The organism is Agrobacterium tumefaciens (genome assembly GCA_025559845.1).
Taxonomy (GTDB): Bacteria; Pseudomonadota; Alphaproteobacteria; order Rhizobiales; family Rhizobiaceae; genus Agrobacterium.
In genome coordinates this window covers 2,900,604-2,917,645 of record CP048469.1, presented here as the reverse complement: position 1 = coordinate 2,917,645, position 17,042 = coordinate 2,900,604, and the positions used below count along the sequence as shown (strand labels likewise).

7 protein-coding genes are annotated in these 17,042 nt (G+C 58.0%); 5 read left to right on the top strand and 2 right to left on the bottom strand.

Going from position 1 to position 17,042, the window contains the following annotated elements:
- Window positions 1-73: 73 nt before the first annotated feature.
- The 4 genes from FY156_14520 (at window position 74) to FY156_14505 (ending at window position 4,844) form a co-directional block, all read left to right on the top strand.
- Entirely contained in the window at window positions 74-1,060 is a 987-nt protein-coding gene (locus FY156_14520; GenBank protein UXS02596.1) for an SDR family oxidoreductase, read from the top strand.
- Window positions 1,057-1,959 carry an NAD(P)-dependent oxidoreductase gene (locus FY156_14515; GenBank protein UXS02595.1) on the top strand — a complete coding sequence of 301 codons (903 nt, stop codon included), beginning with the start codon at window positions 1,057-1,059 and terminating at the stop codon, window positions 1,957-1,959. The genes FY156_14520 and FY156_14515 overlap by 4 nt, the downstream gene beginning before the upstream one ends.
- A gap of 8 nt (window positions 1,960-1,967) precedes the next feature.
- The gene (locus FY156_14510; protein ID UXS02594.1) at window positions 1,968-3,752 is read left to right on the top strand and encodes a dihydroxy-acid dehydratase family protein; all 1,785 of its coding nucleotides are present in this window, start codon (window positions 1,968-1,970) and stop codon (window positions 3,750-3,752) included.
- Window positions 3,753-3,869: 117 nt separating this feature from the next.
- Window positions 3,870-4,844 (top strand): threonine/serine dehydratase, encoded by a 975-nt coding sequence (locus FY156_14505; protein ID UXS02593.1) that lies wholly within the window; start codon window positions 3,870-3,872, stop codon window positions 4,842-4,844.
- 3 nt (window positions 4,845-4,847) lie between these two features.
- Here FY156_14505 and FY156_14500 read toward each other — a convergent pair whose 3' ends face one another.
- The gene (locus FY156_14500) at window positions 4,848-5,948 is read right to left on the bottom strand and encodes an NAD(P)/FAD-dependent oxidoreductase (protein ID UXS02592.1); all 1,101 of its coding nucleotides are present in this window, start codon (window positions 5,946-5,948) and stop codon (window positions 4,848-4,850) included.
- A 436-nt stretch (window positions 5,949-6,384) separates the two neighbouring features.
- Window positions 6,385-7,563, bottom strand: a complete 1,179-nt coding sequence (locus FY156_14495) for an amidohydrolase (protein ID UXS02591.1) — start codon at window positions 7,561-7,563, stop codon at window positions 6,385-6,387.
- Window positions 7,564-8,145: 582 nt separating this feature from the next.
- On the opposite strand from FY156_14495, the gene FY156_14490 reads away from it, so the two are divergent.
- On the top strand, window positions 8,146-16,638 hold the full coding sequence (locus tag FY156_14490) for a protein ndvB (GenBank protein ID UXS02590.1): 8,493 nt from the start codon (window positions 8,146-8,148) through the stop codon (window positions 16,636-16,638).
- The last annotated feature ends 404 nt before the right edge of the window (window positions 16,639-17,042 follow it).

The following is a 17,042-nucleotide window of genomic DNA, read 5'->3' as shown; positions in this document are numbered from 1 at the left end:
CTTGCTGTCTCGATAGCGAGTCAGAGGTGTTTTTCGGTCCGGGAGAGTGACCGGATCAATGAGGAGGATAAATATGCATATCGCAATCATCGGAGCTGCCGGCATGGTTGGCCGCAAGCTGACCCAGCGTCTCGTCAAGGACGGCGCATTGGGCGGCAAGCCGATCGAAAAATTCACGCTGATCGACGTGTTCCAGGCTGATGCGCCTGCCGGTTTTTCCGGTGTAGTCGATACGCGGGCGGCCGATCTTTCCGCGCCCGGCGAAGCCGAGAAGCTGGTGGAAGGTCGTCCTGATGTCATCTTCCATCTTGCCGCTATCGTGTCGGGTGAAGCCGAACTGGATTTCGACAAGGGATATCGCATCAACCTTGATGGCACGCGTTACCTTTTCGACGCCATCCGGATTGCCAACGGCAAGGACGGCTACAAGCCGCGCGTCGTTTTCACCTCGTCGATCGCCGTTTTCGGTGCGCCGCTTCCTTACCCGATCCCGGATGAATTCCACACGACCCCGCTCACCAGCTACGGTACTCAGAAAGCAATCTGCGAACTGCTGCTGTCGGATTACAGCCGTCGCGGTTTCTTTGACGGCATCGGCATTCGCCTGCCGACGATCTGCATCCGTCCCGGCAAACCGAATGCTGCCGCATCCGGTTTCTTCTCGAATATCCTGCGCGAGCCGCTGATTGGTCAGGAAGCGGTGTTGCCGGTTCCGGAAACCATTCGCCACTGGCACGCATCGCCCCGTTCGGCTGTTGGCTTCCTCATCCACGGCGCGACGATCGATGTGGAGAAGGTCGGTCCGCGCCGCAATCTTTCCATGCCGGGCCTCAGCGCCACCGTTGGCGAACAGATCGAAGCGCTTCGCAAGGTTGCTGGTGAAAAAGCTGTGTCCCTCATCCGTCGCGAACCGAATGAAATGATCATGCGCATGTGCGAAGGCTGGGCTCCTGGCTTCGAAGCCAAGCGTGCCCGCGAACTAGGCTTCATGGCAGAAAGCTCGTTCGAAGAAATCATTCAGGTTCATATCGAAGACGAACTCGGGGGCTCTTTGAAATGAGTGTTGCCGGGGAGGAGAAGAAACAGTCTATCGCGTTCATCGGAACCGGCCTGATGGGCGGTCCGATGGCCCGGCGCTTGCTGGGCGCGGGGTTTGCCATCAAGGTCTGGAACCGCAGTGTCGAGAAGGCCGAAGCGCTTGTTGCCGATGGTGCAGTGGTTGCCGCATCGCCGGCTGAGGCCGCCAGGGGCGCCGATGTCGTCATTACGATGTTGAGCGACGGCAAGGCGGTTGGTGAAGTCCTGTTTGAAACGGGCGTTGCCGAGGCATTGGAAAAGGGTGCTGTCGTTATCGACAGCAGCTCCATTGCTCCACCGATTGCACGCGAACATGCGTCGCGGCTGGAAGCGCTGGGTATTCGCCATATCGATGCGCCGGTGTCCGGCGGTGTGCCGGGTGCGACTGCAGGCACGCTCGCCATTATGGCGGGTGGTGACGAAGCAGTCGTTTCTTCTCTTGCCGATCTCTTTGCACCGATGGGACGCTTGACCTATGTCGGCCCTTCGGGTGCCGGGCAGCTTTGCAAACTTGCCAATCAGCAGATCGTCGCCATCACAATTGGCGCTGTTGCTGAGGCGATGATGCTGGTCGAGGCTGGTGGTGCATCGCGTGAAGGTTTCCGTAATGCGATCCGTGGCGGTTTTGCCGAAAGCCGTATTCTCGAGCTGCACGGCGAGCGGATGGTCAAGCGCAATTTTGTGCCCGGTGGTCCATCGAAATTCCAGCTCAAGGATTTGAACGGTGTGCTTGCCACGGCAAAGGATCTGTCTCTGACGCTTCCTCTGACACAGCAGGTTACCCGCGAATTTGATGATTTCGTCGGCGACGGCGGAGCTGATATCGATCACAGCGGCATCCTGCTCTATCTCGAAAAACTCAACAACCGGGAACAGGGTTGAGACCAGCCATGGCCAACGACATCACACAGAAGCGCCGCCTGCGTTCACAGGACTGGTTTGACAATCCTGATCACCTTGACCTGACTGCGCTTTATCTCGAGCGCTTCATGAACTACGGCGTGACACCGGAAGAGCTTCGCTCTGGCAAACCGGTGATCGGTATCGCGCAGAGCGGTAGCGACCTGACGCCGTGCAATCGCGTTCACGTCGAACTCGTGAAGCGTGTGCGCGACGGTATTCGCGATGCTGGCGGTATTCCGATCGAGTTTCCTACCCATCCGATGTTCGAGAATTGCAAACGCCCAACGGCGGCGCTTGATCGAAACCTCGCTTACCTCAGCCTGGTGGAAGTGCTTTACGGTTACCCGCTTGATGGTGTCGTTCTGACAACGGGTTGCGACAAGACCACGCCGTCGGCCTTGATGGCGGCGAGCACGGTCGACATTCCGGCCATCGTGCTCTCCGGTGGCCCGATGCTCGACGGGTACCACGAGGGTGATCTCGTCGGTTCCGGTACGGTGATCTGGCGTATGCGCCGCAAATTTGGCGCCGGCGAAATCACCCGCGAGGAATTCCTGCAGGCGGCACTGGAATCTGCACCGTCGGTCGGTCACTGCAACACCATGGGTACCGCATCCACGATGAATGCGATGGCGGAAGCGCTCGGCATGTCGCTGACCGGCTGCGGTGCAATTCCGGCGGCTTACCGCGAACGCGGCCAGATGGCCTATCGCACGGGGATTCGTTCCGTCGAACTGGTGCTCGAGAACATCAAGCCGTCCGATATCCTGACACGCGAAGCGTTTCTCAACGCGATCCGCGTCAACTCGGCCATCGGTGGATCGACGAATGCGCAGCCACATCTTGCCGCGATGGCGAAACACGCCGGGGTCGAACTTCGTGAAGAAGACTGGCAGGTCCACGGTTACGACATTCCGCTTCTGGCCAATGTTCAGCCCGCCGGTAAATGGCTCGGTGAAAAATATCATCGCGCAGGCGGAACGCCGGCGATCATGTGGGAACTTCTGAAAGCGGGCAAGCTCGACGGAAACTGTCCGACCGTGACCGGCAAGACCATGGCGGAAAACCTTGAAGGCCGGGAATCATCCGACCGCGACGTGATCCTGCCTTATGATCAGCCGCTCAAGGAACGTGCCGGCTTCCTGGTGCTCAAGGGGAACCTGTTTGACTTCGCGATCATGAAGACAAGCGTGATCTCGGCGGAGTTCCGACAGCGTTATCTCAGCGAACCAGGCCGTGAAGGCGTGTTCGAAGGCAAGTGCGTGGTGTTCGACGGTTCGGAGGACTATCACGCCCGGATCAACGATCCGGCACTTGATATCGATGAACGTACCATTCTTGTTATCAGAGGTGCAGGTCCCCTCGGCTGGCCAGGGTCGGCTGAAGTCGTGAACATGCAGCCGCCGGATGCGCTTCTGAAAAAGGGGATCACCAGCCTCCCGACAATCGGTGATGGACGCCAGTCGGGAACTGCAGACAGCCCGTCGATCCTGAATGCCTCTCCGGAAAGTGCGGCGGGCGGCGGTCTGGCGTGGCTCAGGACAGGCGATGTCATTCGCATCGACTTCAACCAGGGCCAGTGCAACATGCTGGTGTCCGACGAAGAAATCGCAGCACGCAAAGCGGACGGCATTCCGGCCGTTCCGGCCGATGCGACGCCATGGCAACGCATCTACCGAAAGTCGGTGACACAGCTTTCCGACGGTGCGGTTCTGGATGGCGCAGCCGATTTCCGCAGGATTGCAGAAAAGATGCCGCGGCATAACCATTGATATCGATCGAGAAAAATCCCCGGCCAAGCCGGGGATTTTTTTGTTTCAGGCGGTTTCGTAACGCGATTCGGCCTCTTAATGTTCGTAACTGCAAATCAGCAGCACGGGAGCAAAAAGATGACGAATATTGCGATGATTGAAGCGGCGCGCGAACGTATCGGCCAAAACGCAGTGCGTACCCCGTTGCTGTCGTCGCATTTTCTGGATGAGATTGCTGGCCGCAAATTATTCGTGAAGGCAGAGTGCCTGCAGAAGACGGGTTCCTTCAAGTTTCGCGGTGGCTGGTCGGCGGTCTCAGGTCTGCCTGCGGATGTGCGAAGCAAAGGCGTGATCGCTTTTTCCTCCGGCAATCATGCTCAGGGTGTTGCTCTGGCCGCTCGTCTGCATGGGGTACCGTCGGTTATCATCATGCCCTCCGATGCGCCGAAGATCAAAATCGACAACACGCGCGCCTATGGTGCCGAGGTCGTTTTGTATGACAGAGCGAACGAAGACCGTGACGCGATCGGCGACCGGCTGTCACGCGAGCGCGGGTTGACGCTCATCAAGCCATTCGACGAGCCACTGGTGATCGCCGGGCAGGGGACAGCAGGTCTTGAAATCGCCGAACAGGGTGCTGAACTGGGCATCGGTGCGGCTGAGGTTCTTGTCCCGTGTGGCGGCGGCGGGCTGACCTCGGGCATTGCTCTTGCACTGGATGCCAAAGCTCCGACGTACAAGGTCCGTACCTGCGAACCGGAGCACTTTGATGATGTCGCGCGTTCGCTTGCAGCAGGCAAGATCGAACGCAATGCCAGCACATCCGGCTCGCTCTGCGATGCGATCATGACACCACAGCCTGGAAACATCACCTTCCCGCTCATAGCGGGTCTGTGCGGAGAGGGAATTGCCGTCTCCGAGGACGAAGCGCTTCGCGCCATGGTTCTGGCCTTCAACAGACTGAAGATCGTTGTGGAACCGGGTGGAGCCGTGGCGCTTGCCGCCGCGCTTTTCCATGGAAGCGAATTGACGGGTGATACCGTCATTGCCGTTGCCTCGGGTGGCAACGTCGATCCGGCGATCATGGCAAACGCGCTTTCCCGTTTTGGCTGAATGTCAGGCCAGTTTCCCGGCGACATCGTGAGCAATGGCCAGCGAGGCTGTGAGCCCCGGACTTTCTATACCAAAGAGATTGACGAGGCCCGGAAGCCCATGTGCTTCCGGGCCGTCGATCCGGAAATCCATGGCGGGGTCATTCGGACCTGAAATCTTTGGACGGATGCCAGAATAAGCGGGGATCAACGCATGTTCTGGCAGCCCCGGCCAATAACGTCGTATTGCTTCGCCAAAACCGCTCATACGCTCGGGATTAACGGCATAGTCTATGTCGTCCACCCATTCGACATCGGGACCAAAGCGTGCCTGCCCAGCCAGGTCGAGTGTGAGATGAACGCCAAGGCCATGCGTCTGCGGCGCGGGGTATATGAGCCGTGAGAAAGGCTGTTTGCCGGAAAGCGCAAAATAGCTTCCTTTTGCATAGCGCGCCATCGGGACGGTGTCATGCTGTAGCCCATCGATCTTTGCGGCGATTGACGGCGCGAAAAGCCCAGCCGAATTGACGAGGAACCGGCACGTCAGGCTCATCGGCTCCTTGCCACCGACATGGACACAAAAGCCGTTGCTGACCGTTTCTGCTGCAAGAAAAGGCGCGTTGAGGGCCAGCGCCGCGCCATGATCTTCCGCGTCGCCCAACAGTGCGAGCATATAGCCATGACTGTCTATAATTCCCGTCGACGGGGAAAACAGCGCAGCCGTACAGGACAAAACGGGTTCAAGCAGAAGTGCTTTTTTTCTATCGATCAGCTCCAGATCACCACATCCATTGGCTTGGCCCTTGTTCTTGAGGCCGACAAGCAGGTCCGCTTCCCCATCATCATTGGCGACGATCAGCTTGCCGCAACGACGGTGGGCGACGCCATGGCTTTGGCAGAAGGCATATAGCCGATACTTTCCATCGACACAAAGACGGGCCTTGAGGCTTCCTTGCGGATAATAAAGCCCTGCGTGAATAACCTCGCTGTTGCGGGAGGACGTTGCTGAGCCGAACTCTGCTTCGCTCTCGAGGATGATAACGGAGAAACCGCGCATTGCCAGCTCGCGTGCCGTGGCCAGTCCGATGACACCGGCACCAATGATGACTGCATCTATATCGGTCATGGCTTCCCGTTTTTTGATGGCTCGAACCGAATTCCCGCTAAAGCGTTTATATCGCGCAATGGGTAGATTGATGCGTTTCGACAGGCAAGTCGCAATCCGATTTTTCCCTTTGGGCCAATCTTATGGAATTTTATCTCTACTGAAATAGTGGGGAATAGCGATAATCTTTACCAAGATAAGCGAGTGGCCACCTCGGTGGATCAATGAGGCAAAGGAGCGCGAAATGTCTTATTCCAAGACCGGAAAAGTCAAAGACTTCGTTCCGCAATCCCACGCACAGCGCAACTGGCGTGATACGGTTCATACTGCGCTGGTCGGCGTCTGTTTCGCTTTTGTCGCAGCAGTCATTTTCGGCTTCGTTCCCTGATCCTCCCATATTCCGGGAAACCGAAGAAAAAGGCCAGTCGCTCCTCCGACTGGCCTTTTTCATTTGATGTCAGCGCTTGAGGTAATCTTCCGCCAGTTCGACCCAGAACGAGGTTCCGATTGGCAGAATCTCGTCGTTGAAGTCGAACTTCGGGTGATGCAGAGGCGGATCGTTATCGGTACGGGCCGTTCCGAGGAAGAAATAACAACCTGGCCGTTTCTCCAGCATATAGGCGAAATCTTCAGCGCCCATCGACGGACGTGGCATTTCGGCGACGTTTTCGGCTCCGGCAAATCGCTTTGCCAGTTCGTTGACGTAGTCGGTCTCAGCCTTGTGATTGATCGTGGCGTTGTAGCCACGTTCGTAGTCGATGGTCACGCTCATGCCGTAGCTCGCCGCCTGGCCCTCGGCTATGGAGCGGATACGCTTTTCGAGCTCGTCGCGAACGCCCGGATCGAAGGAGCGGATTGTCAGCAGCATTTCTGCCGTTTCCGGAATGACATTGCTTGCGATCCCGGCGTGAAATGCCCCCACGGTCACAACGGCGGAGAGTTGCGGATGGATGTTACGGGAAACCACCGTCTGCAACGCCATGATGATGCTGGCACCCGCCACGATGGGGTCAGCTGCAGCTTGGGGTTCTGCACCATGGCCACCGTAGCCATTCACCGTGATCCTGCATTCGTCGACGGCTGCCAGGATCGGGCCCTCGCGCAGCACGAACTGACCAAAAGGCAGGCCGGGATCGTTATGAAGGGCGAAGACCGCATCGCAGGGGAAGCGCTCAAAAAGGCCATCCTCGATCATGATGCGGGCGCCGCCAAAATTTTCTTCCGCCGGCTGAAAGATCAGATGCAGCGTCCCGTCGAAGTTCTTGCGTTCAGCGATGATCTTGGCCGCACCGAGCAACATTGCGGTGTGGCCGTCATGTCCGCAGGCATGCATGACGCCCTGATTTTCACTGGCGTAGTCGGCGCCGGTTTCTTCATGAATGGGCAAGGCGTCAATGTCTGCACGAATGCCGAGCGTGCGCGTCCCGCTGCCATTGCGCAGCGTGGCGACAACTCCGGTGCCGGCAAGGCCGCGTGTGACGTCGTAGCCCATGGCAACAAGTTGGTCGGCAATGAAGTCTGACGTCTGGTGCTCGGAAAGGCCGATTTCGGGATGCCGGTGAAGATGATGCCGGATCGCGACCACCTCTGGCATATGGTTGGCGAATGCGCTGCTGTTTCCGGTTTGTCTGGTCATCGTGCGGTTCCGTTACCTTGCTTTCAGGCTCTTCCATAACAGCAATGTTGCGAGCGCGTAAATGCCGAATAAGGGTAGGCCGGTGGGCCTAAAATTGACGGTGTTACGGTTTGGATCGAAAGCCTGGAAACATCGCTTGCATCGGCCCGAAACCGGTGGCATGGAACTGGTTGGCGATGCAAGGCGTTACGTCTTTTCGGTGGCAAGGATACGGGGCAATCCCGCTTTTTGCCGGAATGGGAAGACGGAAAAGGGGAAGCCGCCTTGCTGACGTTGTTTTCGCTTTGGGGGAGCATGCGAAATCCGTATGGAACGACCAAGTTTTGCGGCTCGTCCTTTCCGGTTTTTCTCACGAATATCCGCCAGCTATGGAATTTGAGTGCTTCAGCCCTGCATGCAGCAGGCTTTAGGCTGAGCGGTGAAACGGGCGCGGGAATGCGCCACGTTTTTTGCCGGTTCAGCAAAGGTTCATGAAGAACGCGACATATAACTGCGGTTTTGTTTTCATGATGCTTTCAGCAATATGATGCAAATGCCGAGCAAGACGAGCAACGCACCTAAACCGTTTTAGAATACGAGCCGATGTCATTTCATATTACGCCGCCTGCCGCCGCCCGTGATTCCGAAGCCAAACAGATCGATCACAACGATTCGATCCGTGCTTCCTACATGACGATCGAAGAATTGTATGAGGCCGGTGCCGCGCTTTCGCGCGACGGTGCTGACAGCCTCCCCGGTTTCATGGAGTTCGATTTCTTCGAACGCCATCGCGAAAACGAGAAGGAAATCCTGCGCGTCTATCGTACCACCGCGGTTGACGCGGAAAACGGTGCGACGATTACGCCCGCCGCAGAGTGGCTTCTCGACAACCACTACGTGATCGAAGAAGCGATCCAGGAAGTTCGTCGCGATTTCCCGCGCAAGTTCTATCGTCAATTGCCGACGATGACGGTTGGTGGCGTCACCATACCCCGCGTCATGGCGCTCGGCTGGCTTTATGTGGCGCATACGCACAGCACTGTGACGCGCGAAAACATGACGGCACTGGTTGACGGTTATCAGACGTCCAAGACGCTGCAGATCGGCGAGTTGTGGGCGTTGCCGTCGATCATCCGTTTTGTTCTCATCGAAAATCTCCGCCGTATTTCTATTCGCGTCGAGCGCTCGCGCCGCATGCGCCAGAAGGCGAATGAGGTTGTCGACGAGATTATCCGTCTCAACGATGCGGAAGCCTCGGCTGCTCTGCTTGGTCAGGTCAATTCGCTGGTCGATGATCCGACCTTTGCGACCCAGTTCCTCTATCGCCTGAGAAATGGCTCTCAGACCTCGGGCTTTGCACTGGCCTGGCTGGAAGAACGTTTGCATGCTGCCGGTACCGACGCCGAAAACGTCATGATGGCTGAGCACAACCGTCTGGCCTCCGGCAACGTGACGATGGGCAACATCGTCAAGAGCCTGCGCGAAATCGACGATACGGAGTGGTCGGTCTGGTTTGAGGAAGTCAGCCACATCGACAAGGTTCTTCGCGAGGAAACCGACTACGAAACGCTCGATTTCGGTTCGCGCAACACCTATCGCAACACAATAGAACTTCTGGCGCGACGCTCGCCGAAAACCGAAGTGGAAGTTGCCCGCGCTGCTGTTGAAATGGCGCGCACGCTTCAACCTGTTGCAGGGTCGGACAGCCGCGTCAATGTTGGCTCCGTGCTCGTCGGGCAAAGCCGATTCGAGCTTGAAAAGCAGATCGCCTACAGGCCGTTGATCTCCCAGCATATCGTAAGATCGATGCGCCGGTTCAACTGGCTGTCGATCGCGGCGCCGGTTCTTCTGATTACGGCCGTGGCAATGTGGGCGGTGGGCTGGTTCCTGGCCGAAGCTGGAATGCCCTGGTATGTGGTTACCGCGTTCCTGCTGATGTTCGCTCTGCCTGCTTCGGAAGGTGCAACTGGTCTCTTCAACACGCTCGTGACCTTCTTTGTGAAGCCGTTCCGCCTGGTCGGATACGAATTCAAGAACGGTATTCCGGACGATGCTCGAACGCTGGTGGCCGTGCCCTGCATGTTGACCAGCCGCGACAGCGTTGATGAAATGATGCGCAACATCGAGGTGCATTATCTCGCCAACCCGCACGGTGAAATCTATTTCTCGCTGGTGAGCGACTGGCGCGACGGACAGCAGGAGCAGTCCGGCGACGATATCGAAATTCTCGAATACGCCAAGCGCGAGATCGCTGCGCTGAACAGCCGTTATGCCTTTGATGGCAAGACGCGATTCTATCTGCTGCACCGCCGCCGGCTCTATAACCCGGCAGAAGGCTGCTGGATGGGTTGGGAGCGCAAGCGCGGCAAGCTGCATGAACTGAACATGCTGCTGCGCGGCGACAAGGATACAACCTTCCTCGGCGGCGCGAATGTCGTGCCGGCCGACGTTAAGTACGTCATGACGCTGGACGCCGATACGCGCCTGATGCGCGACGCTGTGACCAAGCTGGTCGGCAAGATGCATCATCCGATCAACCGTCCGGTGATCGATCCGGTCTCGGGACGCGTCGTGGAAGGTTACGGCCTGCTGCAGCCACGTGTTACGCCGTCCCTGACAACCGGCAAGGATGCCTCCGTCTTCCAGCGCGTCTTTTCGATCAACCGTGGTATCGACCCCTATGTCTTCACGGTGTCTGACGTCTATCAGGATCTGACCTCTGAAGGGACGTTCACCGGCAAGGGCCTCTATGACGTGGATGCCTTCGAAGCGGCGCTGAAGGGCCGTATCGAGGAGAACTCCATTCTCAGCCACGACCTTCTCGAAGGCTCGTTTGCGCGCTGCGCGCTGGTAACCGATGTCGAGCTGGTAGAGGATTTCCCGACCCGCTACGAAGTTGAAGTCTCGCGCCAGCATCGCTGGGCGCGTGGCGACTGGCAGCTTCTGCCCTACATCCTCGATCGGGCACGCGGCGTGACCGCAATTGGCCGCTGGAAGATGGTCGACAACCTGCGTCGTTCTCTGACGCCAATTGCGTGGTTCTTCGCGTCCGTACTCGGCTGGTACTTCATGGACCCGCTTGGCGCGCTGATCTGGCAGATACTGTTGATCTTTTCGCTGTTCGTGGCACCGACGCTTTCGCTTCTTTCCGGTCTGGTCCCACGTTCGACGGATATCGTGCCACAGGCGCATTTCCACACGATCTGGTCTGAGATCCGGGCAACCAACGCTCAGGTCGCGCTGCGCATCGTCTTCATTGCCGATTCCGCCTGCATGATGACAGATGCCATCGCGCGTTCGCTTTATCGCCTGCTGGTCAGCCACAAGCTGATGCTGGAATGGCGTACCGCTGCCTCGATGCAATCCAGCGCACAGAGCAGCGTGGTCGGTTATTATCAACAGATGTGGCATGCTCCGGTCGTTGCGCTTCTCGGGCTGCTGTTTGCAGCGCTGCCTGGCGATAACGCATTCCTGATTGGTATTCCTTTCGCACTGTTGTGGGTTCTGTCGCCTGCCGTCGCCTGGTACGTCAGCCAATCGGCTGAAACCGAAGACCGCATGTTCGTGTCGGAACATGTTTCGTTCGAACTGCGCAAGATCGCGCGCCGGACTTGGCGTTACTACGAAGCCTTCGTGACGCCGCAGGAAAACTATCTGCCGCCGGACAACTTCCAGGAAACGCCGGAGCCGATCGTTGCCTCGCGCACATCGCCAACCAACATCGGCGTTTATCTGCTGTCGGCAATCTCGGCACGCCGGTTTGGCTGGATCAGTTTCGCTGAAACCATCGAGCGGATCGAAAATACGATCACGACCGTTGAGAAGATGGAGAAATATCGCGGCCATCTCTACAACTGGTATCATACGGACACACTGCAGACGCTTGGTCCGCGTTACGTCTCCGCTGTCGACAGCGGCAACCTTGCGGGTCACCTGATTGCCGTTTCGTCGGCCTGCCGCGATTGGGCTGAAGCACCTTCCGCACATCTTCAGGGCAATCTTGACGGTATTGGTGATGTTGCCGGTATTCTGCGCGAGACGCTGAAGGCGCTGCCGGATGACCGCAAGAACCTTCGTCCGCTGCATCGCCGGCTGGAAGAGCGCATTATCGGCTTCTCGAACGCTCTGGCTTCGGTCAAGCGTGAGCATGAGTTCGCTTCGATCCGTGTGATCAATCTTGCGGTTCTTGCGCGCGACATCCAGAAACTCGCCACCAATGTGGACCACGAGGTCAAGTCGTCGCAGAGCACCGAGGTTACCCGCTGGGCGCAGCTATTGGTGGAATGCTGCGAGGCGCATATTGCCGACAGCGCGATCGATCTCACCAACATGGAACCGCTTCGTCAGCGTCTGGCGTCGCTGCGTGACCGTAGCCGCAACCTTGCCTTCTCGATGGACTTCACGTTCCTTTACCGCAAGGATCGCCGTCTTCTGTCGATCGGTTACCGGGTCGAAAGCAAGGAACTCGATGAAGCCTGCTACGACCTTCTCGCCTCCGAGTGCCGTCTGACGAGCCTGTTTGCCATCGCCAAGGGCGATCTGCCGACCGAGCACTGGTATCGCCTTGGTCGTCAGGTCGTGCCGATCGGCGCTCAGGGTGCCCTGGTGTCCTGGTCTGGCTCGATGTTCGAATACCTCATGCCGCCGCTCGTCATGCAGGAGCGTCAGGGTGGTATTCTCAACCAGACCAACAATCTGATCGTCAAGGAACAGATGAACCATGGCCGCCGCCTCGGCACGCCGTGGGGTATTTCTGAAGCGGCGTTCAACGCCCGCGATCACAACATGAACTATCAGTACACCAACTTCGGTGTGCCGACGCTTGGTCTCAAGCGTGGTCTCGGCCAGAACGCCGTCATTGCGCCTTATGCGTCGATCCTTGCCAGCCAGTACGATCCGGAAGGCGCGCTGGAAAACCTCGACAAGCTGCGCAAACTTGGCGCGCTTGGCCAGTACGGTTTCCACGATGCGGTCGACTTCACGCCGACCCGCGTGCCGGACGGCAAGGTCTGCGCGGTGGTCTATAACTACTATGCACACCACCATGGCATGTCGATTGCGGCCGTTGCCAACGTCGCTTTCGACGGCGTGCTGCGCGAACTGTTTCATTCCGACCCGGTCATTGAGGCGGCGGAACTGCTTCTGCAGGAAAAGGCACCGCGCGAAGTGCCGGTGATGAGCGCCAAATACGAGCCGGAGACACCCGGTAAGGAGCAGGCGGATCTCCTGCGTGCGGAAGTCCGTACCATTGCCGATCCTGCTGTTCGCGACCGTGAAGTGGTATTCCTGTCGAATGGTCATTATTCGACCATGCTGACATCCACCGGTGCCGGTTATTCCAAGTGGAACGGTCAGGCGATTTCCCGCTGGAAGGCCGACCCGACTGAGGATCGTTGGGGAACCTTCATCTTCCTGCGCGATACGTCGTCTGGACAATGGTGGAGTGCGACCGCAGAACCGCGCGTAATCGAAGGTGAAAAGACGAAAACGGTCTTTACTGACGACAAGGCGGAGTTCCACAAGGCAGTCGGCGATCTGCAAAGCGTCGTTGAATGCATCGTGGCGACCGAACACGACGCCGAAGGCCGTCGCGTCACACTGCTCAATGTCGGTTCGGAAGATCGCTACATCGAAGTGACGTCCTATATGGAGCCGGTCATTGCGTCCGAGGATGACGACAACGCGCATCCGCTGTTCTCACGTATGTTCGTGCAGACCGAAATCGGTCGTCGTGGTGATGTTATCCGGGCATGGCGCAATCGCCGCAGCCCGAGTGATCCGGGCACGGTCATCGCGCATCTGGCAGCAGACAATGCAGGCCCATCGCGTCCGACAGAGTTCGAAACCGACCGTGCGAAGTTTATCGGTCGCGGCCGTTCGCTGGCGGAAGCTGCCGCTTTCGACAGCGGTGCTACGCTTTCGAGCACCGACGGTTTCACGCTTGATCCTGTACTTTCGCTGCGTCGGACCGTTCGCGTTCCTGCCGGCAAGAAAGTCAGCGTTATTTTCTGGACGATTGCGGCGCCAAGCCGTGAGGAAGTCGACAAGGCAATCGATCGTTACCGCCATCCGGACGCCTTCGCGCATGAACTCGTTCATGCCTGGACGCGTACGCAGGTACAGATGCGCCATGTTGGCGTCACATCGCAGCAGGCTGCGGCATTCCAGCATCTTGGTCGCTATCTGACCTATCCGGACATGCATCTGCGTGCCGATTCAGAGACGCTGAAGACCGGTCTCACCTCGCAGCGCGCGCTTTGGCCGCTGGCGATCTCGGGCGATTTCCCGATCTTCTCGCTGCGCATCAACGATGACATGGATATGGACATCGCTCGCGAAGCATTGAGCGCGCACGAATATCTGCGTTCGCGTGGCGTTATCTTCGATCTCGTCATCGTCAATGAGCGCGCAGCGTCCTACGCGCAGGATATGCAGCATGCGCTGGATCATATCTCCGAAGGCCAGCGCCGCATCAATCCGGCAGACGGTGGAAGACCGCATGTCTTCTCTGTACGCCGTGACCTGATGGATGAGGAAACCTGGGCAGCGCTGCTGGCGGCGTCGCGTGTGGTTCTGCACGTTCGCAATGGCAAGATTGTCGACCAGATCAACCGCGCCGTGTCGCTTTTTGCTGCACATCGCGGTCCGGACGGCGGGGCCGAAGCAGCGCTTGCGCGTCTGCCTGCACCAGCTTTCCCGGTTGCCGAACCGGTCGAGGATGCGGACGATCTGGATTTCTGGAACGGTTTTGGCGGCTTTGCCAAGAGCGGTCAGGAATATGTCGTGCGTCTGCATGGCGGCCAGTCGACACCACATCCGTGGATCAACGTCATTTCCAACGAAAAATTCGGCTTCCATATTTCGGCCGAAGGCGCGGGTTTCACCTGGAGCCGCAATTCGCGCGACTACCAGTTGACGCCATGGAGCAATGATCCGGTCATCAATCGTACGGGTGAGGCGTTCTACGTATCCGACGTCGAAACCGGAAAGGTTTATACGCCGTTTGCAACCCTCTCGCGTGATCCGGAAGCATTTTTCGAAACACGTCACGGTCTCGGCTACTCCGTGTTTACCGGCAAGGCCGACACGGTTGAGATCGAGGTTACGCAAACGGTCGACCGCGAAAAGCCACTCAAATATTCGCAGGTCATTGTTCGCAACAAGGGCACGAAGAGCCGCCGCCTGAAGGTCTATTCCTATGTGGAATGGATTCTTGGCAACAATGGCCAAAAGTCTGCCCCGTTCATTCTGAGCAGGCATGACGCTGAAAGCGGTGCGATTTTCGCATCGAACCCATACAGCATCGACTACAATGCCCGGACCTCGTTCCTGACACTGGATAGCGAGGCAAGCGGTTTCACCACCAGCCGTCGCGAATTCATTGGCAGGTATGGTTCCATACAGGCGCCTCAAGGTGTTGTTTCCGGTGCGGCTCTGGCTGGTAACACCGAGGTGGATGGTGATCCCTGCGCAGCACTGATGCAGGAAATTCATCTGAAGCCGGGCGAAGAACGTCACATGATGTTTGTCCTTGGTGATGCCGATAGCGAAGAAGAAGCCCAGTCACTGGTGAAGGATGCGCGGCGCGCTGACTTCCAGATGGCGCTCGAAGAGAGCAGGGCATTCTGGAACGGATTTACCGGTCAGCTTCAGGTCACCACACCGGATTCCGGTTTCAACCATATGGTCAACAGCTGGCTGCCGTATCAGGCGCTCGCCTGCCGCATACTGGCCAGAACGGCTTTCTATCAGTCGAGCGGCGCGTTCGGCTTCCGCGATCAGCTTCAGGACACACTGGCGTTCCTCCTCTACAAGCCGGATCTTGCCCGCAGCCAGATCCTGCGAGCAGCCGGGCGCCAGTTTGTCGAAGGCGACGTGCAGCACTGGTGGTTGCCACTGACTGGCGCGGGTGTTCGCACGACCATCTCCGATGACGTTGTTTGGCTCGCTTATGCGGTCAACCAATATCTGTCGGCGACGGGAGATGCCTCCATTCTTGATGAGAGCATTCCGTTCCTCAAGGGATCGGCCTTGATGCCGGGTCAGCACGACGCCTTCTTCCAGCCGGAAACCAGCGAAAAGTCTGCAAGTCTATACGACCATGCAGCATTGGCGCTCGACCTGGCGATCCAGAGAGCCGGAGAAAATGGTCTGCCGCTGATTCTGGGTGGTGACTGGAACGACGGCATGAACCGCGTCGGTGTTGGCGGCAAGGGCACGAGCGTCTGGCTCGGATGGTTCCTTGCCGGTGCGCTGCGCGATTTCATCGCGATTGCCGAAAAACGGGGCGACGACGCGCATGTCGCAAAGTGGTCAGCCCATCGCGACAAGCTGCGTTCGGCACTCGAGACGGCCGGCTGGGATGGTAGCTATTACCGTCGTGGCTACTTTGATGATGGTGCACCGCTTGGTTCTGCCAGCAGTGAGGAATGCCGTATCGATTCACTTGGCCAGAGCTGGAGCGTTCTATCCGGTGAGGGTGAGGAAGGTCGTTCGCGTCAGGCAATGGATGCCGTGCTCGAACATCTGGTCGATGAAAAGACGGGCATTATCCGCCTGTTCACACCGGCTTTCTCGCAGACATCGCATGATCCGGGCTACATCAAGGGTTATCCGCCGGGTGTGCGTGAAAACGGCGGCCAGTACACGCATGCGGCAACCTGGGTGGTTCTTGCACTCGCAAAGCAGGGTCGTCATGAAGATGCCTGGAAGTGCTTCAAGCTGCTCAACCCGGTCAATCATGCGCTGGACCGTGACGCTTCGCAGACCTATCGCGTTGAACCTTACGTGGTAACGGCTGACGTTTACGGTGGCGATGGCTACGCGGGACGTGGTGGCTGGAGCTGGTATACGGGGTCGGCCGGCTGGCTCTATCGCGCGGCTGTTGAAGGTATCCTCGGTATTACCCGTGTCGAGGGCAAGCTGCACATCGCACCGGCGCTGCCGGACGACTGGAGCGGCTTCTCGGTCAAGATCACGCTGGACGGCAAGACACGGGATATCGTCGTCAGCCGTAAGGCGGGCTCTGGAGATGTCATCGTATCTGTCGATGGTAAGGCAGCTGCCACGAAGAACGGCATGGCAAAGATCGCCTGAGCCATGGCTCAGGTCTGAAGGCCGGATCAACAAAAGCCCCTGCGATCAGCAGGGGCTTTTTTGTTGCCAAAAAAAATCGAGCTTCGTTGATCCGTAAGGGGGAGGGAGAAAGTGCGAGAACTCGGCGGTTACCGCCTGCTTTCGGATCGACGTCGCTAAAGTGCCGCGTAGCGCCAACACAGGCTTCGATCTCCTGTGACACGGGCATGTTTCCGAAACCGGCTCTGCCGTTCGCCTGCGGGGCAACCAGCCAAGCATCCTATGGTGAACAATTGAGGGGATGGAGAGTTGGCAACATCCGGTTCATTGGCTCAGCAGAGGGCTGCTGATAGGCTGACTGTGGCGTTACTTGCGTATCGTGGATCAACCCGACGTGGCACTTCAGCCAGATACAAAAAAGGGCG

Bases quoted from the DNA above. Each gene is read 5' to 3' on its own strand.
- FY156_14520 (UXS02596.1), top strand. From the start codon at position 74: ATGCATATCGCAATCATCGGAGCTGCCGGCATGGTTGGCCGCAAGCTG.
- FY156_14515 (UXS02595.1), top strand. From the start codon at position 1,057: ATGAGTGTTGCCGGGGAGGAGAAGAAACAGTCTATCGCGTTCATCGGA.
- FY156_14510 (UXS02594.1), top strand. From the start codon at position 1,968: ATGGCCAACGACATCACACAGAAGCGCCGCCTGCGTTCACAGGACTGG.
- FY156_14505 (UXS02593.1), top strand. From the start codon at position 3,870: ATGACGAATATTGCGATGATTGAAGCGGCGCGCGAACGTATCGGCCAA.
- FY156_14500 (UXS02592.1), bottom strand. From the start codon at position 5,948: ATGACCGATATAGATGCAGTCATCATTGGTGCCGGTGTCATCGGACTG.
- FY156_14495 (UXS02591.1), bottom strand. From the start codon at position 7,563: ATGACCAGACAAACCGGAAACAGCAGCGCATTCGCCAACCATATGCCA.
- FY156_14490 (UXS02590.1), top strand. From the start codon at position 8,146: ATGTCATTTCATATTACGCCGCCTGCCGCCGCCCGTGATTCCGAAGCC.